The sequence below is a fragment of the Marinifilum sp. genome (genome assembly GCF_965230805.1).
GTDB lineage: Bacteria > Bacteroidota > Bacteroidia > Bacteroidales > Marinifilaceae > Marinifilum.
The window spans coordinates 3,492,097-3,514,755 of sequence record NZ_OZ246019.1 but is presented as its reverse complement, the minus strand read 5'-3'; the positions used below and the strand labels follow the sequence as shown (position 1 = coordinate 3,514,755).

The 22,659-nt window shown below is 39.1% G+C and carries 13 protein-coding genes; all 13 read right to left on the bottom strand.

Going from position 1 to position 22,659, the window contains the following annotated elements:
• Nucleotides 1-569: 569 nt before the first annotated feature.
• Nucleotides 570-1,922, bottom strand: a complete 1,353-nt coding sequence (locus ACO05S_RS13995) for an MFS transporter (RefSeq protein ID WP_421918632.1) — start codon at nucleotides 1,920-1,922, stop codon at nucleotides 570-572.
• Nucleotides 1,923-2,019: 97 nt separating this feature from the next.
• Nucleotides 2,020-3,042, bottom strand: coding sequence for a hypothetical protein (locus ACO05S_RS13990; RefSeq protein WP_421918631.1), 1,023 nt, complete (start codon nucleotides 3,040-3,042; stop codon nucleotides 2,020-2,022).
• A gap of 192 nt (nucleotides 3,043-3,234) precedes the next feature.
• Nucleotides 3,235-4,716 carry a glycoside hydrolase family 30 protein gene (locus ACO05S_RS13985; RefSeq protein WP_421918630.1) on the bottom strand — a complete coding sequence of 494 codons (1,482 nt, stop codon included), beginning with the start codon at nucleotides 4,714-4,716 and terminating at the stop codon, nucleotides 3,235-3,237.
• Between the two features lie 18 nt (nucleotides 4,717-4,734).
• The gene (locus tag ACO05S_RS13980; protein ID WP_421918629.1) at nucleotides 4,735-6,171 is read right to left on the bottom strand and encodes an MFS transporter; all 1,437 of its coding nucleotides are present in this window, start codon (nucleotides 6,169-6,171) and stop codon (nucleotides 4,735-4,737) included.
• A gap of 40 nt (nucleotides 6,172-6,211) precedes the next feature.
• Nucleotides 6,212-7,291, bottom strand: coding sequence for a glycosyl hydrolase family 17 protein (locus tag ACO05S_RS13975; RefSeq protein ID WP_421918628.1), 1,080 nt, complete (start codon nucleotides 7,289-7,291; stop codon nucleotides 6,212-6,214).
• Entirely contained in the window at nucleotides 7,284-8,237 is a 954-nt protein-coding gene (locus tag ACO05S_RS13970) for a hypothetical protein (RefSeq protein WP_421918627.1), read from the bottom strand. The genes ACO05S_RS13975 and ACO05S_RS13970 overlap by 8 nt, the downstream gene beginning before the upstream one ends.
• Before the next feature lie 34 nt (nucleotides 8,238-8,271).
• Nucleotides 8,272-9,156, bottom strand: a complete 885-nt coding sequence (locus ACO05S_RS13965) for a glycosyl hydrolase family 17 protein (RefSeq protein WP_421918626.1) — start codon at nucleotides 9,154-9,156, stop codon at nucleotides 8,272-8,274.
• A 74-nt stretch (nucleotides 9,157-9,230) separates the two neighbouring features.
• The gene (locus ACO05S_RS13960) at nucleotides 9,231-12,683 is read right to left on the bottom strand and encodes a hypothetical protein (protein ID WP_421918625.1); all 3,453 of its coding nucleotides are present in this window, start codon (nucleotides 12,681-12,683) and stop codon (nucleotides 9,231-9,233) included.
• 169 nt (nucleotides 12,684-12,852) lie between these two features.
• Nucleotides 12,853-13,683, bottom strand: coding sequence for a glycoside hydrolase family 16 protein (locus tag ACO05S_RS13955; protein ID WP_421918624.1), 831 nt, complete (start codon nucleotides 13,681-13,683; stop codon nucleotides 12,853-12,855).
• Nucleotides 13,684-13,764: 81 nt separating this feature from the next.
• Nucleotides 13,765-15,405: a family 16 glycosylhydrolase gene (locus ACO05S_RS13950; RefSeq protein WP_421918623.1), complete on the bottom strand. Its 1,641-nt coding sequence runs from the start codon at nucleotides 15,403-15,405 to the stop codon at nucleotides 13,765-13,767.
• 10 nt (nucleotides 15,406-15,415) lie between these two features.
• Entirely contained in the window at nucleotides 15,416-17,455 is a 2,040-nt protein-coding gene (locus ACO05S_RS13945) for a hypothetical protein (protein ID WP_421918622.1), read from the bottom strand.
• A gap of 14 nt (nucleotides 17,456-17,469) precedes the next feature.
• The gene (locus ACO05S_RS13940; protein ID WP_421918621.1) at nucleotides 17,470-18,954 is read right to left on the bottom strand and encodes a RagB/SusD family nutrient uptake outer membrane protein; all 1,485 of its coding nucleotides are present in this window, start codon (nucleotides 18,952-18,954) and stop codon (nucleotides 17,470-17,472) included.
• A gap of 12 nt (nucleotides 18,955-18,966) precedes the next feature.
• Nucleotides 18,967-21,999, bottom strand: coding sequence for a SusC/RagA family TonB-linked outer membrane protein (locus tag ACO05S_RS13935; RefSeq protein ID WP_421918620.1), 3,033 nt, complete (start codon nucleotides 21,997-21,999; stop codon nucleotides 18,967-18,969).
• Nucleotides 22,000-22,659: the final 660 nt, after the last annotated feature.

Below are 22,659 nucleotides of genomic sequence, written 5' to 3'. Positions count from 1 at the left end.
GAACATCTCAACTTGCACCACAATTAGCGCAACTCGTCGCACAGGCATTGCAAACTATCCCACAAAAGATTCAGCTTATCTCACAACTTCTTTAAGCTATTCGCAACGCATTTTTTGTAAGTTTAAACACCTAGTGTCCAGAAGAATGAGCTATTTATTATTCTTGTTGGTCAATCGAATTTAATCTGGTGGCTTACCCTTTGTCTTCAATTTTTCTTCGTACTTAACCAAAACTAGTCACTACGAAAGGATAAGCCCACCAGATCAATTCATTGATATAACTGATGATATTAGCTTACAGTTACCTGATTACAATAAAGCTTTACCTCATATTATGGGGCAAGAAAAGCCTTACCATTGCAAAACAGGAAAAATATGTTTTCATGATAACTAGTGGTTCATGACTTTGAACCTATGTTGTACGAGATCGTGTTAACGATTTTTATTGAAGACAATCCAAATGTAAATAAAATCATATTACAATCGCAACAAAATGGACAGAATCTTGCAATAAATTTTTTAAAATAACTTAAATTGTTAAGAATCGCTTAGATACACATGGTCATTTTTTACCGATCATCTCTCCGGGCATCCAAATCTTTTCTCATTTGTTCGCAGGTTTCGTGATCGATGGTGTAGTAATACAACAAAATTGCACACGACATGTACAGAATCCCGGGAAATACCGAGATCATCAGTTTAATTCCGGTAATCGCGCTTTCTGTTTGTTCCGCATTGGGTGTAAACTGGAAAATTGCCAGCAACCAACCTGCCAAAGCTCCACCTACTCCCCAACCTGCCTTTTGAGCGAATGTAGCTGCAGAAAATACCAATCCGATTGCCCTTCTACCCGATTTCCATTCCGAATAATCTGCTGTATCGGCCAACATAGTCCAAAGCAATGGAACTGCTGGAGCATATGCAATTTTGGCAAGAATATTAAAGGCATAAATCAGTAGTAAATTATCGGAAGAAGGTATGTACAGGCACACGAAGAAAAATCCAGACAATAATGAACTAGCCAAGAATACATTTCGCTTGCCAAATTTCTGAGCCAATGGTTTCGAAAACGGAATGGCTACAATAAGTGCCACCGTTCCAATCACATTAAACAATTGAACGTTTTCCTCACTGCCAATATAATACTTGAAATAGTATGCAATGGACAAATTCTGCATGGCAAACATGACAAAAGAGATGATGCCCACGAAAAACAGAATTACCCAAGGCTTGTTTTTAAATAAATTCTTAATATCCTCTCGAAGGTCTTCCTTTTGTTCCTTAGGAGGTTGAACCCTTTCCCGGGTGGTTTTAAATGTGATTAAAAACAGGATTAAACTGATGCCTCCGAACAACATTAAGGTAAACTGATATCCCTTGGCAGTATCGTCACCACCAAAATATAAAGCAAGTGACAATGCTGTTCCCGAAACAATAAACTGACCCACAAAAGCAAAAATAAATCGATAGGAGTTTAGGCCGGCACGCTCATACGAATCGGAAGTCATTACCGCACCCAATGACGAATAAGGAAGATTGATGGCCGTAAAGACCGTCATCAACAAAAAGTAGGTAATCCCGGCATAAATTACCTTCCCTGTTGCTCCTAAATTTGGCGTGGTAAAGGTCAAAACCGCCAAAACACTATAGGGTACAGCCATCCATAAAATGTAAGGCCTAAATTTTCCCCACCTGGTTTTTGTCCGGTCTGCAATAATTCCCATCAACGGATCGCTTATCATATCCCAAAATCGTGCTATCAGCATGATGGTTCCTGCCGCTGCTGCCGAAATCCCAAACGTATCGGTATAGAATATCAGAATCCAAAACCCAACCATATCCCACACAAAATGTGAGGCTGTATCGCCCAGGCTGTAACCTATTTTTTCTTTTAATGATAGTTTTGAATCTTCTTTGTTCATGGCTGTTGGCTTTTTACTCTATGCGCAAAGACCCTAAAGAACAAAAAACGGTTTTCATCTTTGGGTCTTTGTGTTTCAAAAAAATAAGCTTTGTGTCTTAGCGTTTCAAAATTGTCTTTGTGTTTAATAATCTGTATTGCTCCTTCACCACACCAAAAACTTCTTTTTTGTTTCTGTCGATATCCACAATGCCCCAATATTCTTCGTTAGGAGCTCCATCGTATGGTACGCCGCTACTGTTTGGCGCCCATCCTCCGGGGTCTTGAGTGTCAGGATTTCCTGCTTTCCAATATTCATCTGCGAAAGCAAAAATGGCTACGCCGGCACATACATCTTTATTGGTGATGATAGATTCCAATATCTTCCTTGTGGCATCGGCCTGGGCTTTCTGATTTTCTCCTTTTGCATATCCATTTTTAGAAATGGTCATATAACTATCGGCTCCTGCTTCGGATAAATACATCGGTTTGCCGCTAATGGCTTTCCATTGTGTGAAAATCTCACCCGGATCATCCCAACGATATACATTCATTCCCCAGATATCGATATCAGTACAAATGGAGAGTGCAAGGGAATCGGGTAGTTCGCCATGAGCCGTTCCCACGGGATGAGTGCCATCAATTTCCTTAACTTTTAATGCTGCCTGGTTCAATGCCATGTACCAGTTCTTCAAATCTCCTTCGAACCAATTGGGATGGTAATTGTATTCATTCCCCAATTCCCAGAACAGAATGGCCGGGTGCGATTTATACTTGATGATATAATCTGCAAAACTACCTGTCAGAATATCAAAATAGCCGTTCTGATTGTAACCAAAACCAACGATCACCTTTATTCCCGCCTGATAAATCTGGTCGAGAACGGCCTTATCATCTGCCGGAGCATACAAACGGATGGTATTGATGCCTGCCTCATTCATGAGCTCCAAATCTTTTGAAAGAGTTTCGAAGCTGCGCTGATTACTTCCTTTGGGAACCGGATGATAACAAATTCCTTTGATAAGGTAAACTGAATCGTTCACAAGAATGTTTCTTTCAGATACTGAAACTTTGTCATTTTTCTCAAGCGATGTACAAGCCGATAAAATGCAAAGAATAAAAATGCAGATTTGAATTTTCATATTTGAGAATTGTTAACTTCTTAAACAAGCTTTATCTAACTTAATTGCGTCGCATGCAAGTCTACTTCTTTCATCAACTAAAGTAGTTGCGACTATTTTCTAACTATCTTTCATACCCAGGGCGTTGCCCTGGGCTATTATATGTAAGGCTTTCAGCCTTATCTTAAATACAGTTAACTTTAATACAAAGCACTATCTAATAATAATAGTTTGAATGGCCTGTGCATCAATTTTAACACTTGTTTCTTTTTCGCCTAAAGCAAGTTTTATGGTTTTTGCCTCTATTTGCATATTCAGAACTACCACAGCAATCGATCCATCAGGATTTTGAGCCGCTGTTAGCATTAAATCATTATCATTCGATTCAAAGCCAATTCGTTTAGCTCCCGGACGGATGTATCTGCTAAAATGTGCCAAAGTGTAGTACATTGGCGTATAGTAAACCTCATCTTTCTTAGGATCGACAATAACAGGAGCCAAACACCAGTTGTTCGCCCAATTTGGCCCGCCTTGTGTATCCAACACCATATTCCAGTCAATCCATCCCTGTACCCAATGATTTAAACAACCAATAATATCGCGTGCATAGCGATATACCGGAACATACTTAGGGTGAAGATATTTCTGCTCCTCAGGTGCCCAATCCCATCCCCAATCGCTTGCCTCTTTTTTCCAATACCATGCATCGTCCTTCCAATGAGGTACTTCTGCATCAATACAGGCTTCCGACTGAATCAACAACTTATTCGGGGCTTTTGCATGGGTATAGCTCAAAGCTTCCGGCATGTAATCGAAAGTACTTGCATACCAGTGAATCGCCATGCCATCGAAATACTTCGATGATTCTTCATCTTTATAGATCACATCAACCCACTCTTTCAACTCATCACGATTCTGGTCGTAGCCCAACAGCTTTACATCATGACCATCAGTCTTTAATTTGGGTCCAAGATGATTACTTACAAAATCAAGCATTTCCTCGGGGGTATAGTGCATGCTCTCCCAATTGTAGCCATTGCCCAATGGCTCATTCTCAACAGTTATTCCCCAAATATCGATTCCCTCTTTCTGGTACTCATTGATATATTTCGAGAAAAACAGAGCCCAGCTATCGTAATATTCAGGCAGCAACTTTCCACCCTTCCAATCCTTGTTGTCTTTCATCCAAATGGGTGCAGTCCACGGTGATGATATGATTTTGAATCCATCTTTGGAAATTGCCATGGCATCCTTTATCATTGGAATGATATCATCACGATCTTCGTTGATAGAGAAATGCTTCAGCTCTTTGTCTCCTTCAACGGCAGCATATGAATAGTTACTCAAGGAAAAATCACAAGAGTTCATATGGGTTCTTGTTAATGAATACCTTGCACCCTTTTCACCGAAATAGGCCTCTACAATTTTCTTTCGGTTTTCTTTCCCAATTTGATTCATCAGATAAGCACTTGATTCGGTAAATGAACCCCCAAAACCAATAATCTCCTGGAATTTCTTTTCAGGATCAATTTTAATTACCAGCTCTGCCTGATTGTTTTCTGACAATTCAATTCTTTGAAGTTTGTTTCCTGCTGCCGATGTTTCGTAAACCTCAACATTCAGGTTCTTATTGTTCGAATTACAAGCTAACATACTTATGACTACAAAAATTACCCACAGATTGATTCTTTTCATACTTGTCTCTTTTTGGTGTTAATGCTTTACTTTTCCTCTTCGTTCGATTAAAGCCTTACGAATTTCGTAGGCTCGTTGCTCCGAAATGCTATATTTCATCATCATCCAAACGGCAATGAGGGCAAAAACAATGGGGATAATAATATCTGCCAACCTAAGATTAATCAACGATTCTGCAGATTGAATTTCTGCATTTTGATCGAAGCCAACCATTTTTAGCACTACACCGCTTACCAAAAATGCGAGTGCATTGCCTAATTTTACCATCAGCCAGTACACAGCTCCAAACATTCCCTCGCGACGCGTTCCGTTATTCAGCTCATCCAAATCACAAACATCTGCAGTCATCGACATCATTAGGGTAAACAAACCACCAATACCGAATGAGATTAATGGCAATGGAATAAACATCAACCACGGGTTGGCCGGGTTAAATCCCCACCACTTTAATACATAGCCCACAATAGAAAGCAGGGTGGAAATGATGAATGCCTTTCTCTTTCCCACTTTCGTTGATATACGAGTTACGATGGGAATAATGAGAAATGCAGTACAGGCCGCATTAACAGTACTAAACCAAGGTGGCCAGCTTCCTGCTGCACTGATGCTCCCATCAAACAAGTAATACAGGATGATAAAGTAAGAGAACTGTGCAATGGTCTGAAAACCATTAAATATTAAGAAAGTAGCCCCACATAACTTGACAAATGGCTTACAGGTTAAAGTTTGTACAATGGCTGTCCAAAATTCTTTAAGATTAGTTGCAAGCTTCTTCATATTTAATTTGGATTCTCCCTCCAAATCAGGCAATTTGAGTTCCTTACAAAACAGTGCAGGCAGTGCCCCTAATATAATACTTGCACCTCCAACCCAAACAGATAAAACTCTTACTCCGGTTGTTGATTCTTCGAAGAACAGGTCTGAATTTCCGATCATGATCCAAAACCAAGGTGCAATCATCCAGGCCATCTGTCCAAAAAACTGGCCCACTGCCATTAAGCGGGTTCTTTCATTGTAATCGGGTGTCATCTCATATCCCAAACCAATAAAGGGTGTTGAGTAAATGGTGAATGCCATGAAGAAAATGATCGACAGAATCAAAAAGTAAATGAAATTATAAGTCTGCGAATTTTCAGGATGCAATTGCCACAGCACCATAAAAGCAATCCCGGTAATGATACTTCCCAACAATACGTATGGCTTTCTTCGGCCCCAACGAGTGCGAGTATTGTCTGAAATATAACCCATAATTGGGTCAATCAGTGCATCGAAAAATTTTGGCAAGGCCGACAACAAACCTGCCAACACCGGATCCATTTTAAATCCGTAAATCAGATAGAACATGAAAACGCCCAGAGCCGCCGGATAAAGGTTAATGGTTAACTGTCCTGCTCCGTAAGCTGCCTTCTGTGCGAAAGGAACTCTATCTTCTACTGCTGTTTTAAAAGGTGCCATAAGATTTTGGTATAAGATTTAAGATTATAGACTTGAGATATTAGAGTTCAGGAAATAAAGGTTTCATAATCTTTTTCGGTTTGCGATCAAGTGTGAAAATTCCCCAGTGCTTCTCCGCTCCCAATGGATTGTCGGCATCGCCTTTCCAGTCCTCATCAAAAGCCTCAAAAAAGAAGGTGGTAATGTTCATTTCCTTCGACCATTTATGCAATTCCCGATAGTAACGAGCTTGCTTTTCCTCACTGGCTCTTTCTCCAAATTCCAAGGCTATGCTTGCCCATCCTGCTTCGCTAATTACCAATTTGCTATCCGGGAGTGCATTCCGAACATCCTGAACATTCTGAATCGTATATGACATTCCTTCATCAATGTCTTTTCCTTCCCAAACCGGGTAAACATGAATCGAAACAAAGTCTACCACCTTAGCCAGCTCCTGCCCGCTTTTAACCCACCATTCGTAATTATCGGCAACGCTTACCGGCTGTTGAATCTTTTTCTGTACTCTCTTCACATAGGAAATCATCGAATCGGTATCCACTTTGTGATCGTTCCATTCTACCAATGCCTCGTTACCAACGTTCACAGCAATTACAGTTTCAGGGTATTTGTTGGCCAAAGCAATTCCTCTTTCTATTTCTTCCTGATTCAACAGTTTGTTTTTATCCAAACTTTCTTGTGGAATTGGCTCGTTTAACCACGAACAGCTTTCGTGTGCACTTAATTCTGCCTTCAACCAAATGCCCAACATCACCTTTATATTCAGCTGTTTTTCTTCAATCACTCTTAAAACCGTTTGCGAATTTTCACCACAATCATACAACCTGATTAGGTTAAACAATGAGTCTTTCGAAATGATCAGTAAATCTTCCAATACTTCCGAAGCACTGGGATTTACGGCACCATTGCCCCTGTTGGGATGCTGGCCATTTCGAAATCCTGAGTAGGCTACCGCCCATGATGTCTCACCTAAAAGATCTGTTTTCGCCTGTTTGATTTCCATATTCTGCTTTTGGCCTGTCAGTATGCCGATATCTGTTTTTTTTACAGCATTCTTGCAAGAGAACAAGCCCATTGCAATACATATCAGCACTGAAATATTTTTTATGCTTAAATCATTCATATCTGTTGTCTTTTAAAAGAAACTGATTTTTCATTACTTTCTTTGGTTTCCTGTCCATAGTAAACAATCCCCAATGTTTCTCAGGCTCCAAGGGTTCCGGAGAACCTTTCCAGGATTCATCAAAAGCTTCGAAATAAAAACAGAGAATTTTTTCTTTTTGGGTCCATTTCATCAAATCCTGATAGTAAATCTTCTGAAATTCTTCACTCACATTTGCAGGGTCTATTCCTCTTCCGTTTGAATTGGTTGCCCATCCTGCTTCGGTAATTACAACCGCTTTGTGCGGATATTTCTCAGCAATACTGTAATAATTCTGCTTGGTGTACTCCAAAGCCTCATGAATATTCTTGTATTCCCAAACCGGATAGGTATGTATAGAGATAAAATCAACAGCTTCCACAAGATCCTTGATGTGATCGAGCCAAGGCATATAATTTTCACAAAATGTAACAGGCTGTTTGGCTCCTTTTTTAATGATGTTCACATATCGGATCACATTTTCAACCGGAACATAGTGATCGGTCCAATTTACGGTGGCTTCATTCCCTGCCGAAAGAGCAAAAACAATATCCGGGTATTGATTGGCCAGTTTGATTAATTTCTCAATCTGGTTGATATTGTGTTCCTTGTTGGCCAGCAATTGTCCCTCGGAGTACACTCCACCCCAAGGACAAGCAAAATTGTTCATTTCTGCTCCGATGTACGCGCCCAACATCACCTGAAAATCAAACTTTTCATTTCGAATCACCTCAAGCACGGTATCGGTTTGCTCATCACAGGCATACAGTCTTAAATATTCCCAATGCCCTTCCAAGATACCAAGATCCTCTTTAATCTGTTCATAGCTGGGAAATATCCCGGCATCCGGACTCTGCCCCTCTCTAAATCCTGAGTAACAAATTGCTTTCCCTAATTTTATATCCAGTTGTTCAGTAATCTTTTTCATGTACGATTCACTTAGCCATCATCGCTCACACGAATCAGAATTTCAACTTTTCATTCTTATCCCATATTCCCCAATAAGCACCAACATCACCTTCATCCGATGTTTTCCAAGCTTCATCGAAAGACGAGAAATAAAACATTTCGATCTCTTCTTTCTTGGACCAGTTTTGTGCCTGAATAAAGTATTTCATCGCATTCTCCTGTGATGGAACTGCCCCATGAAAGGCTTCTCCTACATTTGGCCATCCGGTTTCCGAAATGATCACCTTTTTGCCTGCTCCGGCTCTTAAAGCACGGTTGAACATGTCTTTCATGTACAGGTACGAATTTTCGAGACTACAACCTTCCCAAAAAGGATAACAATTGGCAAGAATTACATCACATGCTTCTGTAATTTTAGGACGGTTGGCAAATTCATAATAGGCATCTACATAAGCAACCTGAATACCTGGTAATGCTTCCTTTACACGATAGATGTAGTTTAGCAATTCCTCTTCGCTTAAATCCTCACGATATAATACTTCGTTTCCTACCGCAACAATATCGGCATGACCTGCCTTTGAAAGCTCAATTAGACCTTCCATTTCATTTTCGTTGATGCTTTGATATTTCCCCAACCAGGCTCCAACCATGGTTTTTAATCCAAACTCCTTGGCTATTTGAGGAATTAATTCGTTTCCTTCTGTACAAGAAAAAGACCTAATCCACTTGGTATGTGGACTCACAATTTCCATCCTTCTGCGAATTTGCTCTTCGGTAATTTGGGTTCCAGGTTCCTGTCCTTCCAGGTATGGACTGAAACAGATACCATGCATTCCTCTATTTAAATACTGATGGTAAAGTGCTTGCAATTCATCTTGACTCTTGTTTTCGAGATCAACCCCTGCCAAGGACATTAAATATTCACTTCTTACTGACATCGGTTTAAAACTTAAAAGGTTAAAGTTTATCGGTATGCCTGCCTGATACTGCAAGCAAACCGATGATTTATTTGTTAGTTTTTCGACATGGTATAATCAATTCTTTTTACCACATCCTCTCTTCTAAATATAGATGCACTGATATTTTCATCGATTACATTACCAGCTATCCATTTGCTTGATCCATCTTTACAAGTGATTTTGATTTGAGATATGGAACCCGTAGAGAATACAATCGGAACCTTACAGAATGTTAAAGCCAGCTGTCCCTCTTCCATTTCAATACTCTGTTTTGTATTTTGCAGATCATAATAGTGGAACCAATCAGACTTCTTTAGCACTTCCTGCTCGTTCAGCAAAGGCAAATCAAAAGCAATTTTCCCCTGATGGATACGGATCCCTAGTTCTCCCATTCTCGAAATAAAATCTTCCTTCACCTGACCTGTCATTCCTGGCTGCTTGGCCCCCGCATTTCCGGGTGTATGAGAATAGGCATCGGTAGGAAAAGCTCCATACAAGGCTGGTGATTTATAGATTCCTATTCCAGCTTTAATCTCGTAGTAATGTTCCTTTAATCTTCCAATTAGCCCGGCACTTAAATTCTGATCACATGCCAGAAAGAAATTCTCTTGGGTAGCAAGCAGCAGTTTCGAAACCATGTGCCAGTAGATGCTTCCCAAGCCTTCGTAACCGTAGAATGTTCCCGATCTTCCCGTAAAAGATTGATGATCGAACATGCTTTCGTACACATCCTGCAAAAGATCTCTGTCGACCTCAACCAATGCCTTATATTCCGAATTTAATCCGTCCAGAATTTCGTTGAGCACCTCTGCATTTCGAATTTTTCCATTAAAATGGCACTTGCCTGATTGATCTATTGAAACAAGTTCGGCATTTCTATCTTCAAGCAACCTCTGAAGCAATAAGGATTGTAAAACAGACTCTTGAGGGATATTGTTCTTTTCGGTAAAGCTTGCCAACTGTCTGTTGGGATACAACAGGTAGCTAAACTGATCGTCACGGAATAAGGAACTGGCCTTTAAGGCATCCAATACTTCCAAACTCTCTTCTGTCGAAAGATATCCCGAACTCAATACAGCTACCTGTCCTTCGAGCATTTCATACAAATAGCGAATCGAAATTTCCTGATCCGAAATCGAAATCAGATTATAGGCATGATACAATTTATCTTCTCGCCTGTTCACTCGAATCGACTGATCCATGTATTGCAATGCCAAGTTGGTAAATTCTGTCAAATCCGAAACTTTTACAGACTTTCTATTTCCGGAAAATGAATCGGCATAAATTGTATCCCTGTATTCTGTTCCCGCTACACCAAGAACATTAGCAAAATGCTTTCTGTCCTTCTTGGTAAAACCAGTATCCAACAGATCCGATTGCTCTTTGAAGAGCTTAAAAATCTTATCCAGCAATGCTGTTACTTCAACAGAAAGTGTAATCTCCTCTAGCGATAATTGCTCCAGCTTTTCGGTCCAGAACTTCAAAAATCTACGCAAGTAGTAAAGGGTTACCATTGATACCCCGTTACCTACCAATGCATTATTTGCATCGTTCCATTCCGGTCGCTGTGTATTCAGCCAAATCCCTGCCTCAGGAATAAAGTTGCTTAGCTTACTCAACAAGCTCACCAATACTTTTTCCATCAGGTTTACCTTGCAGATTTCGTTTCCTTGCTGCAACAAGAAAGCATCAGCACCAAGCTCAGCGTATTCTTCCTTTATTTTTTTATTCAGATTAAAATCAAAGCCAATGGTAGCTTGTGGATTTCTCAGCATCTCATCGTAAGATTTTATTCTGTAGGGTACATTTGCATACACAAATATCTCTTTGCTTAAAAGCTCATCCAGTTTTCCGGGATGGAAGTCGTTAGATAATTCCAATAGCTTCTGCAAATAAATAATCTGATGGTCGCCCCAATATCCAATGTAAGCCCATGGGTCATCCGGATCAGGACATTCCCAATCGATTCCTTCACGGGTAATTCGATATGGATTGTATCCATCAGCAGTAGAAGCATTCACGAACTTGCTAATCATTCCTTCCAGGTATTCCGGGAACGACCAGGCCAGGGCTTCCCAATTTTGGAAAATATCTCTCCAGTTTCCCTGGTAGTTTAACTTTGGACTTCCATCTTCGTTTTTCGTTTCGATAGAGAACTGATTCCACGGACGACTTGGATCGCCATGACGGCGGCTAAAAGTCAATGGCAGGTACTCCAGGCAAATTCTTTGAAAATCGGAATTGGCTTTTGTTCCCACCCAATTCATTAGCTCAGGGTATGAGATCTCATCTGACAGTTCATTCAAACCATTCTCAAATTCTGCAAACACTTCTGTGTTGGTTTGCTTTACAAACAGTGTAAAATCTTTTGGATTTACTTTGTATGCATCTACAAAAATTCCACCTCTCATTACATTAAACAGTGTATTCGAGAAATGTCGTGCAGTACATAAATTGTCATCCCCCACTTGCAGACCATCTGCTTCTGCCACAATCTTAATTAGGTTTCTGGTACCCAATTGAATGTCCTTTTTAATTTCACCCTGGATGTCTTTTTCATGTAAAATGAAATCGTTCAAGTTTGAAATGGCAGTACCATCCTGGTTGATTTCTGCGACAATGTACCACTCCTTTACAGCTTGAGGACTTAAGTGCATATCGGCATTCACCATATAAGCTCCACGTGTAGCCCTAACATCCAGCTCTGTTTCAAGCTCTTCTCCCTTCATGAACTTTTGCTCCTGCTTGGCCGATAAAAGGATTTTTTTATTCTCCAGACCAACAGACCAAACACTGGTGCATTTTAAGCATTCACTGGGCTCTGCTTTATCTACCGGGATAGAACTTAACATGAACAAGCCCAATCCTGATTCGGGCAGAAGCTCATTCTTTTTGTAAGCATCAAGCAAATTGCTGTACTCACTCTGGAATGCATAATCGAAACCATAAGGAATGATGTTCTGAATTCCATCCAGAACCTCAACACTTACATAAGTTTCCCCTGTATTTTTAACCTTCGATTTTCTTACAAAGCCAAACTTTTCCGAATAATACCAAGCATACTGAAATGCAATTCCCAAATCAAGGTTTACCTCTTCGAAAATGATCTTGTTACCATAGATACTTTTGTACAGATTTCGTTGAATTTGATATACTTCATTCAAATTTTTTGCGAAAGGTTCCCACAAAAATGTTCTGTCATTTTTTTCAAGCAATACGATGGTCTTACTTCCACTTATTCCCTTAAAATCATGGATTTTATCTACCGTGTAATATGGAAACAATGCGTTGTCACGATTTTTCCTCCCTGCCGATAAGGATCCGTTGCTTGATATAAACATCCAATGATCCGAATCACTTACCATGCTCATAAAAAAATCAGGCATTTGGTCTGAATTACTAATCTTGTAGAACTTCTCATTGTTCACGTCTACAAATTCTCCCTTAATCTCAGCCTCGCCACAATTCAGCTTCGTATTTCCCAGATAAATGTTACTCTTCTTCATTTTAATCTAAATAGATTCTACTTCAATTTCCTACCACAAAAAACTTCTGAGTTTTGTATTATAATATCAGCCTGTAGCTTTGGGCTACTGGCTTATTGATTATTCTTAACAGTGAAGTACCCTAATTGGAACCTCTTCTTATATTCTTTAATTAAAAATGTTTTTTGAATCATCTTTTCTGATAAACTCGTACATAGTCCACTTCCATAATTTGCGGAAAAGCTTGCTTGTCTATTCCTTGTACACTTCCCCACGTACCTCCGATTGCCAGATTTAATATCAGGTAAAATGCTTTGGTGTAAGGCCACTTCGATTCTCCCATTCCTTCATTTTTGTATTCGAAATACAAGTGTTCATCTACATAGCATTTCATTACATCTTCCGACCAGTCCAATATGTATGTGTGAAATTCTTTAGTCGCATCGGCTATTTGTATGCTAGCTGTTTTTTGAGTTCCTTTTTGCCACTGATGATCTTTTGAGTGTGCAGAGGCATGTATCACTCCTGCCTCATGTCCAACATGCTCCATGATATCTATCTCACCAATGTTCGGCCAATTCCCGTCATTAAATGACCAATCAGCCGGCATCATCCAAATTGCCGACCAGGTTCCTCTTCCATCCGGCAGTTTTGCCCTGACTTCAATTCTTGCATGTAACCAATCTGCTTTTGAATTTAATCGAGCCGATGAATACTCTTTTCCTTCGATATTTTCCTGAAGAGCCGCAATATGAAGTACTCCATTTTCGACCCAGGCATTATCTTTCCTGGCATTCGTATAATGCTGCAATTCATGATTGCCCCACCCCTTACTGTTTCCTTCCGTATCGTAAAGCCACTTTGTTGAATCAGGTAATCCTGTATAATCAAATTCATCGGACCACTCCAATTGATATTCTTTTTGCAGGTGTGATTTATTGAAAGAATTAAGCTTTTTTTGTTTACATGAGGATACAAGGAGAGCCAGAACACCTATTAACAAACAAGCATCTTGTCTCATAGCACTATGGTTTTGCTTTTTTACAAGTAAATTAGAGGCTGTTCCATCCATTTGAATGTACAGCCTCTATCCATATACGATTTATTGATAAACCCTTACATAGTCGATTTCCATTGACGATTCTGTGAATGCAGGATCAATAGTACCGCCAAGTGTACCACCCATTGCCACATTTAGAATCAGAAATTGATCAGCATCATAAGGCCAGTTATCAGCACTCTTGCTTTCCGGAGCATAGGTATAATAAACCTCATCATCAATCAGGAAGGTAATCTGATTCTCGGACCAGTTCACCGAATACACATGAAATTCATCAGAAGCATCAGCAACAGTTGTTGATTCCATGTTTACAGTTGCACCGAAACTTGATGGAGTATGCAAAGCACATTGAATATGACCGGGATCATTCCCAATGCCCTCCATGATATCAATTTCGCCACATGCAGGCCAGTCCACTTCCGGGAAATTAGCCCCTAACATCCAAATTGCAGGCCAAGTTCCTCCGCCCTTAGGAAGTTTTGCACGAACATCTACTCTACCATAGGTAAACTCGAACAAATCCTGAGTTTTTAAACGAGCTGAAGTATATGATCCTCCATCTGCTTTTGCAGTTATCTTTAAGGTTCCACCTGAAACACTTGCATTCTCAGCATTATTGGTATAGGTTTGAGATTCATTGTTTCCCCAACCTCCTGCACCAAGGTCGTAAGCCCAGTTTGCGGCATCAGGAGTTCCATCACTATCAAATTCATCCGACCAGATTAAGTTGGTATATTCTACATCAACACCTGCTGGTTCCTGACTTGGTTTTGTAGAAGTGAAAATATGATACCATGCATATGTGTCATCTTCCTCAACACGAACTCTTAGGATATTATCAGTAATCTCAATGATTTCGTAAGTACTTGTTCCTACCCACCAGCACATAAATCCATTGTCAGAAATGGTAAAGCTTGTTCCTCGGTAAGCACCATCTTCGGTGGCAATTGAACTAGCAGGAGCAAAAGTTACATTCTTCACGCCATATAAGCTTGGAGCAACATCTTCACCATGACAGGTATTCCCTTCAACTCCAATTTTGTCGGCATAGGTTCCTGGAATTGAAGCTGGACCGGCCGTTTGTTCAAAAGTTACTCCGCCTTCAGTTTGTGTAAATACAAATTCTGCATCGTACATACATTCTCTTTCGAAAGGAGCTGCCGTCCACCATTGAGCGAAAGTATGGTTGGTTTCGTTAACAAAGTTTGGTCCCAATCCGGCATGGCCTGGCTGATCGGCGGCCCAATACCATTTCTTGGAAGATCCGCCTGTTAAGAATGCAACCGCTTCTTCATCGCTAAAGCTGCTAAACACCTCCACTTGAACCGATTTACTGCTTGTAACTCCTCCTGTACCAACAGCTAAAACTGTAACTGTATAGGTATTTGTTCCAGGCAACGAAAAACGATGTGTAATGTTTCCATCGGCTGAAACTTCCTTCCCTGTACCATCACCAAAAGCATAGGTGTAGTTAATCTCATTATTCGCAGTTGCCGTAAAGTTTACAAAGCCAGTGCCATCTCCAAAAGGATTCTCAGCATCAACACCCACTATTTCAAAACTGATTTCTAAATTTGTTGGAACTTCAATTGTTCCCAATTCATAATCATCTTCCTGACATGCTGTAAAGAGCGTCAGTACACTGATCAGAATTACACTTATATATTTATAATATTTCAACATTGCTCAAAGATTAATTGGTTAATTCAATATCATCAAAATAGTAGGTAAAATCAGCTGATCCATCACCTGTTGTACCGTTATCAAATATCAAAACAATATTATGATATGATTTTGTTGCGTCAACTCCAGAGTAATCATAGCTTAACTCTTCCCACGCATTTGCAAGGGTAGTTGTCAATTCAACCTCATAATTCACACTTGAATCGTCCTTGTTTTCGACTTTAAACAACACCTTGGCTCCCACTTTATTCGACCAAACTTTCATTTTCACTTTCTTGTAAGTGGCAAAGTCCATAGGGTTTTCAAGAGAGAAATAAGCCCCTCCCCAAGTTTGACCTCCATCTTTAATCATTTGTCCAACTTTTGAACTGGTATTGATTCCTGATGCATCCGGATTGTCAATTACAGATGCATTACCTCCATCAAAATTCGTAAATACAGGAGCTGTTCCTTCAAAATCTTCTAAACTTAAAGGTGCAGTACTTGAACCACCTTCATTCGCCAATCCAATTTCGTCGTAATAGTAAACCGAATCATCACCAACATTGCCAAAATCAAAGAAGATAACTACTGTCACGTAATCAGCTACAGGAGCTTGACTAAAGTCGTAAGTTAATTCTTCCCATGCATTTGCTGTAGTCGTATTTAGATCTACTTCATGGGTAATACTTGCATCCGCATTTTCAAGTTTTAATTTAACTACCACGCCAGCCTTTGGTGACCAGGTTTTCACCTTAATCATGCTATAAGTATCTAAATCAAGAGCTGAACTTGTTTGGAAGAATGCTCCTGCCCAGGTTTCTGAACCCGCAGTTTTTGTAAGCTGTGCAACTTTAGCTGTTGTATTTTCTCCCGTTGCATCAGGATTATCGATTACTTCAACATTAGCAATATTACCAAATACTGTAAATGTAGGCGCTGCTCCTTCAAAATCTTGAATGGATGAGAAAACTGGTATTGAAGCTGGAACCAATTTAATATCATCAAAGTAATAAGTTGAATCATCACCATTATTTCCAAAATCGAAGAAAATAACTACTTTCTGATATTCGTTCGCCTGATCAATTGCAGAGAAATCGAAAGTTAATTCTTCCCATTCGCCAGCTACTGTTGTAGTTGCATCCACTTCAAAGCCAATGTTACCATCAGTCAGGTTTTCTACTTTCAACTTCACTGTAGCACCTGCTTTAGGAGACCATACTTTAACTTTAAATGTTGTATTGCTTGAGAAATCGATAGGACTCTCCAATGTTAAGAATGAACCGGCCCAAATTTCTGCTCCGGCAGCTTTAACAGATTGAGCTACTTTATCGCTGGTATTAATTCCCGAAGCATCGGGATTATCAATTGCACTTGAAGTTGTACCTCCAAAGTTTTCAAAGGCATAATTAATTGTGAATGACTCAAAATCAACCGGTAAATTAACAGGATCAGCAGCTTCAGGCACGTTTACCGTTTCGGTGTATTCTGTTGTTGCTGCACCGGCACTTTTCGCTATAATTCTTACATCGTAATCACCAGGTGCTTCGTAAGTATGAGAAACTGTTTCTCCCGGCATTAGCATTGTTGGTTCTTCATCGTCAACATCACCAAAATAAACCTCAAATACTGTTGCAAAATCAGCTGTTGCTGTAACACTAACAATTCTTGGATTTTGCGTATCGTTTGTAATGTTAACTTCTAAATTTTCAGGAGCTTTGAAAGTTACATTCAGTTCCTGCACAAATTCTGTAGTTTTATCATTGATACTAGCAGCAATAATCTTTACCGAATAAATACCTTCGGCATAAACATGTTCTGCCACATCTCCTGGCTGATATGTTTCTGTTTCAGAACCATCGCCAAAATCAATTGTAAATAGTTGAGCTCCCTCAGCATTGGGAGTAATGCTAACAAGACCGGAATTGTCTTGTGTTATATCGAATACTGCCAACACATTGGTTGGAGCAGTAATATAATCTAACGAATATAGTGTATCCTCATCTGTTTCGCATGCAAAAAAGACGCTTAGGATGAAAATAAATGCGCTTATTTTAGTTAATATTTTCATATCTAATAATCAGTTTAGTAGTTAGGATTTTGCGACCAATTGCCATTTGAGAATTGAATCTCTTCAAGAGGAATAGGGAATACTTCGTGCTTACCCGCAACGAATCCTTCAATTTCATCTGCAGCTCTGCCTGTTCTAACCAGGTCGAAGAAATGATGTCCTTCACCCATTAATTCAACTCTACGCTCGTGATAAATGGCATCAGTTAAAGCAGCCCCAGTTAAACTTACATCATGGTTGGTATCTCCAAATGCTCTTCTTCTTACCTCTGAAATATATTCCTGTGCTTTGGTATCGGAAATGCCACCACGGTTATTCGCTTCTGCAGCCATTAGTAATACATCAGCATAACGAATTGCTCTGTAGTTGTTAGGATTTGTAAGGTTTAAATCTCCTTGTGCATCAGCACTTCTCTTTCTGGGAAGATACTTTCTATTAAAATAACCCGTATGCTCAAAACCTGTAGTGTAAGAAGCTCCTTCGCTTTCAGCCCATGCTTCGATATCCAGAATTGCAACATCCTTGCGAAGATCGCCAGGCTCAAATTGATCAACTGCTTCTTGGGTTGGAACATTAAAACTAAATCCGGAAGAGAAAAGTGGTCCATCGTAACCTCTCACACCACTAAAACCAACTGCCACATTTCCTTCGCTACACTGCAAACATTCAAATCCAGCTCCTTCAACATCTGTATATTGAACTTCGAAAACTGATTCAACTCCGTTTTCACCAGCCATTTCGAAAATCTCATCATAATCAGAAACCAGAGAATAATTTCCACTGGTAATTACCTGCTCCAAAACGTTAGCCGCTTCGGTGAACTTATCCTGAAATAAATATACTTTACCAAGTAAGGCTCTGGCAGCTCCTCTTGTTACTCTTCCTGTTTGTTCAGGAACATCAGGCAATACATCAATTGCAGCAAGAAGGTCAGCTTCTATTTGAGCATAAACTTCTTCAACTGAAGAACGAGGAATCGAAGTCTCATCTCCTAATTCAAATCTTCCATCAACTTTAAGTGGTACAGGACCAAACCATTTTACCAATTCAAAATAGTAATATGCTCTAAGAAATTGCACTTCACCAATCATTGATAATCTTCCATCGAAATCAATCTTGTCTTTAAATTCCATGAAGTAATTCGCCCTTTGAACTCCTGCAAACATCCAATTCCAGATATCATGCAGATTGCTATTTACAGGTGTATGAATCATATCATCAACCTGCTGCCATCCAACAACATCCGTAGCGCTTTCACCACCACATAAGGTATTGTCAGATGCAATCTCACCTAGGATCACATTTACATAGGAATATTGTAGTGCATCATAAACTCCAACTAAACCGTTATAATAATCTTGCTCTGAATTGAAGAAGTTCTCAGAGTCTATTGAATATTTAGGTGCTTCCTGCGCAAAATCATCAGAACAGGAAAACAGTACACTTGTGGCTAATATAAAAGCCCCAAGAATTGCAATGCTATATTTTATTTTTTTCATAATTGAGCTTTTTTAAAAGTTTAGGTTTAATCCGAACGTAAATGTTCTTGCTGCAGGATAGAACCCATAATCGATTCCTGCGGTAATAGGATCACCACTCGATGCAGCAGGATCATAACCTGTATAGTCAGTAAATGTGTACAAATTGCTAACCGAACCATAAAATCTTAGTTTGCTGATTTTCAGTTTTGATGCAATGCTTTCAGGCAATGTATAACCCAATTGTACATTTTGAATTCTCAAGAAGGATGCATCCTCAACATAGTAATCTGAGATTACTTGATTAGCTGTTGCTCCTGTTGTTAGTCTTGGTACTGAATGGCTTGTTCCTTCTCCGGTCCATCTGTTTAAATTCGTACTTAACTTGTTTACATTTACGTTTGAACGCTCGTAATTTCGAAGTTTATCGTTTCCTAAAGAAGCATAGGCATAAGTTGAGAAATCGAAATTCTTATAATTCAGAGATAGGTTCAATCCCATACTAATATCAGGAATTGGACTTCCAATATAAGTTCTATCGTCAGAGTTAATTTTTCCATCATTGTTGATATCAACATATCTTATATCGCCAGGCTGAGCTTCTGCTCCCAATCCAATTTGTGAAGGATGAGCATTCACCTCTGCCATATTCTGGAACAAGCCGTCAGTTTTATATCCAAAGAATGATCCGATTGGCTGTCCCACTGCCATCCTGGTAGGATTTGGCTGTCCAACACTAAATTGACCTGCTTCTATAAATCCGGTTCCATTATTTACTTTTGTTACTTCATTGTCTAAAGTCGTCATATTATAATTCACCTTGAATACAAGATCTTCACCAATCTTGCCTCTGTAAGCAGCAGCAAATTCAAAACCACGGTTCCGAACCTCACCGGCATTAATGGTTGGACCGGCAGCTCCTGCGCCACTAACCCCCAGAATTCCAGATACCGGTACTCCCGCCACTAACAAATCATTAGTGGTTTTTACAAAATAATCAGCATTGATTTCAATTTTGTTGTTCAGTAAGTTTACATCCACACCAATATCAAATTGTTCTGACTCTTCCCACTTGATGGTATTGTTAGGCAATGCTCCAATGGCTCTGCCGTTAACCAATTGACCGTTGAAAACATAGGTTCCTTCTCCATCCAATAATGACAAGAATTTATTAGGCTGAATCTTATCTGATCCAAGGAAACCATAACTAGCTCTTAGCTTTATAAAGTGAATGGCTTCGATATCACTCAAGAAATCTTCATCGGAAATTATCCAACCAGCGGTTGCAGAGTTAAAATAACCTACGCTTTCATCCGGACCAAACTTGGTAGAAGCATCTCTTCTGAACATAGCCGAAAACAGATATTTCCCAGAATAATCATATTGCAAACGAGCAAAATAAGATAATCTTCTATCATCGTAATCCCATGAATTATTGGATTTAGATTCACTAATCCCTTCTGTTAATGAAATATCTGCAAATTCCCATGAATTATTAGGTACATCAAAACCAGTTGCTTCCAAATGATCGCCCCAGTTTTTATAAACTGTAGTACCAAGGGTTGCAGTAATATTATGATATTCGAAGAAAGTATTGTTATATGTTACAAAAGCATCAAATGTGTAATCATTAAAATTATCACGTGCTTGGAATACACTACTTCTTGTATTATCAAATACCTTTCCTCCATAACTTATTTCCTTGGCAAATGATTTTTCTTTGCTGCTACCAGTATTAAAACCAACACGGGCAGTTGCCTTTAATTGAGGAGAATAGGAATATTCCATACTAAAACTCCCACTCAATCTATTTGATTTATAAATGTTATAAGTATTATCGATTTGTGCCAATGGGTTGATTACCTCATTCCCCAAACTGTTTGGAGCCAGAAAGAAAGAACCATCATCATTGTATACCGGCATGGTTGAAGGCATGTTCAAGGCGTTGAACAATACCGACCCAAGACCATTTTCGTTAATCGATCTTCTTCTTAGGTAGGTATAAATTAAGGATGATTTGAATTTCAATTTCTCAGAGATATCGATCCCTAAATTCATTCTTCCCGTATTTCTTTTGTAACCAGATTTGTCTTTCCCAACAATACCCTGCTGATCTAAATCGGAAGCACTTAAAGAGTACACAACATTCTCTGAACCTCCACTTAAACTAACATCATTCTTATAAATTGGTGCAGTTGAGAATACCTCATCTTGCCAATTTGTTCCTTTTCCTAGATTAGAAATATTGGTAAATGGAAGTTCTTGTGCATTTGCTGCATAAGCTTCGTTTAGCAATACGGCATACTCGGTAGCATTTAGTACAGGTAATTTACGGGTTGTTTCCTGAATACCTACCGAACTATTAAATCTAACAGATGGAGCTGAATTTTTACGACCTGATTTTGTTGTAACCAAAACAACACCATTGGCACCAACAGTTCCATAAATAGCTGCCTGTGCATCCTTTAAGACTGTAATACTTTCAATGTCATCTGGGCTCAATGTTTCCAGAGATCCTTCATAACCATCAATGATAACAACCGGAGAAGCATCTCCATTAGTAGAAATACCACGAATTCGAATATCTAATCCAGCCCCCGGAGCTCCCGAAGAAGAACTTACAACAACTCCTGAGGTTGTTCCTTGTAATGCCTGTTCAGCTCTTACTGGTTTAATTTCTTCTATTGTTTTTGCTCCAAGAACCGTTACTGCTCCTGTAACATCACGCTTTTTTTGAGTACCATAACCAACTACAACAACCTCTTCAAGGCCAGTAGTCTCTGTCATCAATATCATATTAATCACAGTTTGATCTCCAACAAAAACTTCTTGAGATGCAAAGCCAATCATAGAAAACACCAATGTAGCATCTTTAGACGCATTTATGGAATACTTACCATCAAAATCAGTTGATGTACCTATCGTCGTTCCTTTAACAACGACAGAAGCAAACGGAATTGGACTTCCATCGTCCCCTGAGGTAACAACACCTGTTATCACATTTTCTTGAGCAAATAATTGCCAACTAAAGAAAGTGAGTAACAAAAACAAGACTGTTTTTTTCATAAATTCATTCGTTTAGATTAGAAAATTAGTTCACATATTTGGGTTACATTTATTCACCTAAATCGTTTGCAATATCTTCCAAGGCTAACTCAATATCAAAATTTCAGTTACATCACAGACTCATCATTAATAAAATTGTAATACATCATTACTACATCATTAACGATCCAAATATTTGCATCCAACTGTTTTACTGATATTTATAATTCGGCTTGTCTGTTAAAAAATGTCCAACTCAATACATCAGAAATCAAACAAACTAAACTTCCTATATCGTTTTGCCATTTTCCCTTAATACTTGAATAAATCCAAATAATTATAGCAGTATTCTTCCGAGTTTGATTAAAAATGAAAGTTTTGATAAGGGCATCCGCATCATTGAATAATGATGATCAAATTGTATAATAACGTGAGTTCGAGGTAAAATTCGTTCACAGTTTGATCTGATTTTGAGTAGAAATTTTATCAAATTTTCGAAGGAATATCGGGATATTTCAAGAAGATTTGAGGAAATTTATGCCGAAAGCAGGCAAACACATAATGGAAAGTTCTCTTTACGACATCTTCACATTAAAAATTCCTCAAAATAGCACGCTATTCTTTCCAAATTTTTAATGCAAATCTATCCAAAATATAACCTTCTGTGGATAGAATTTTACG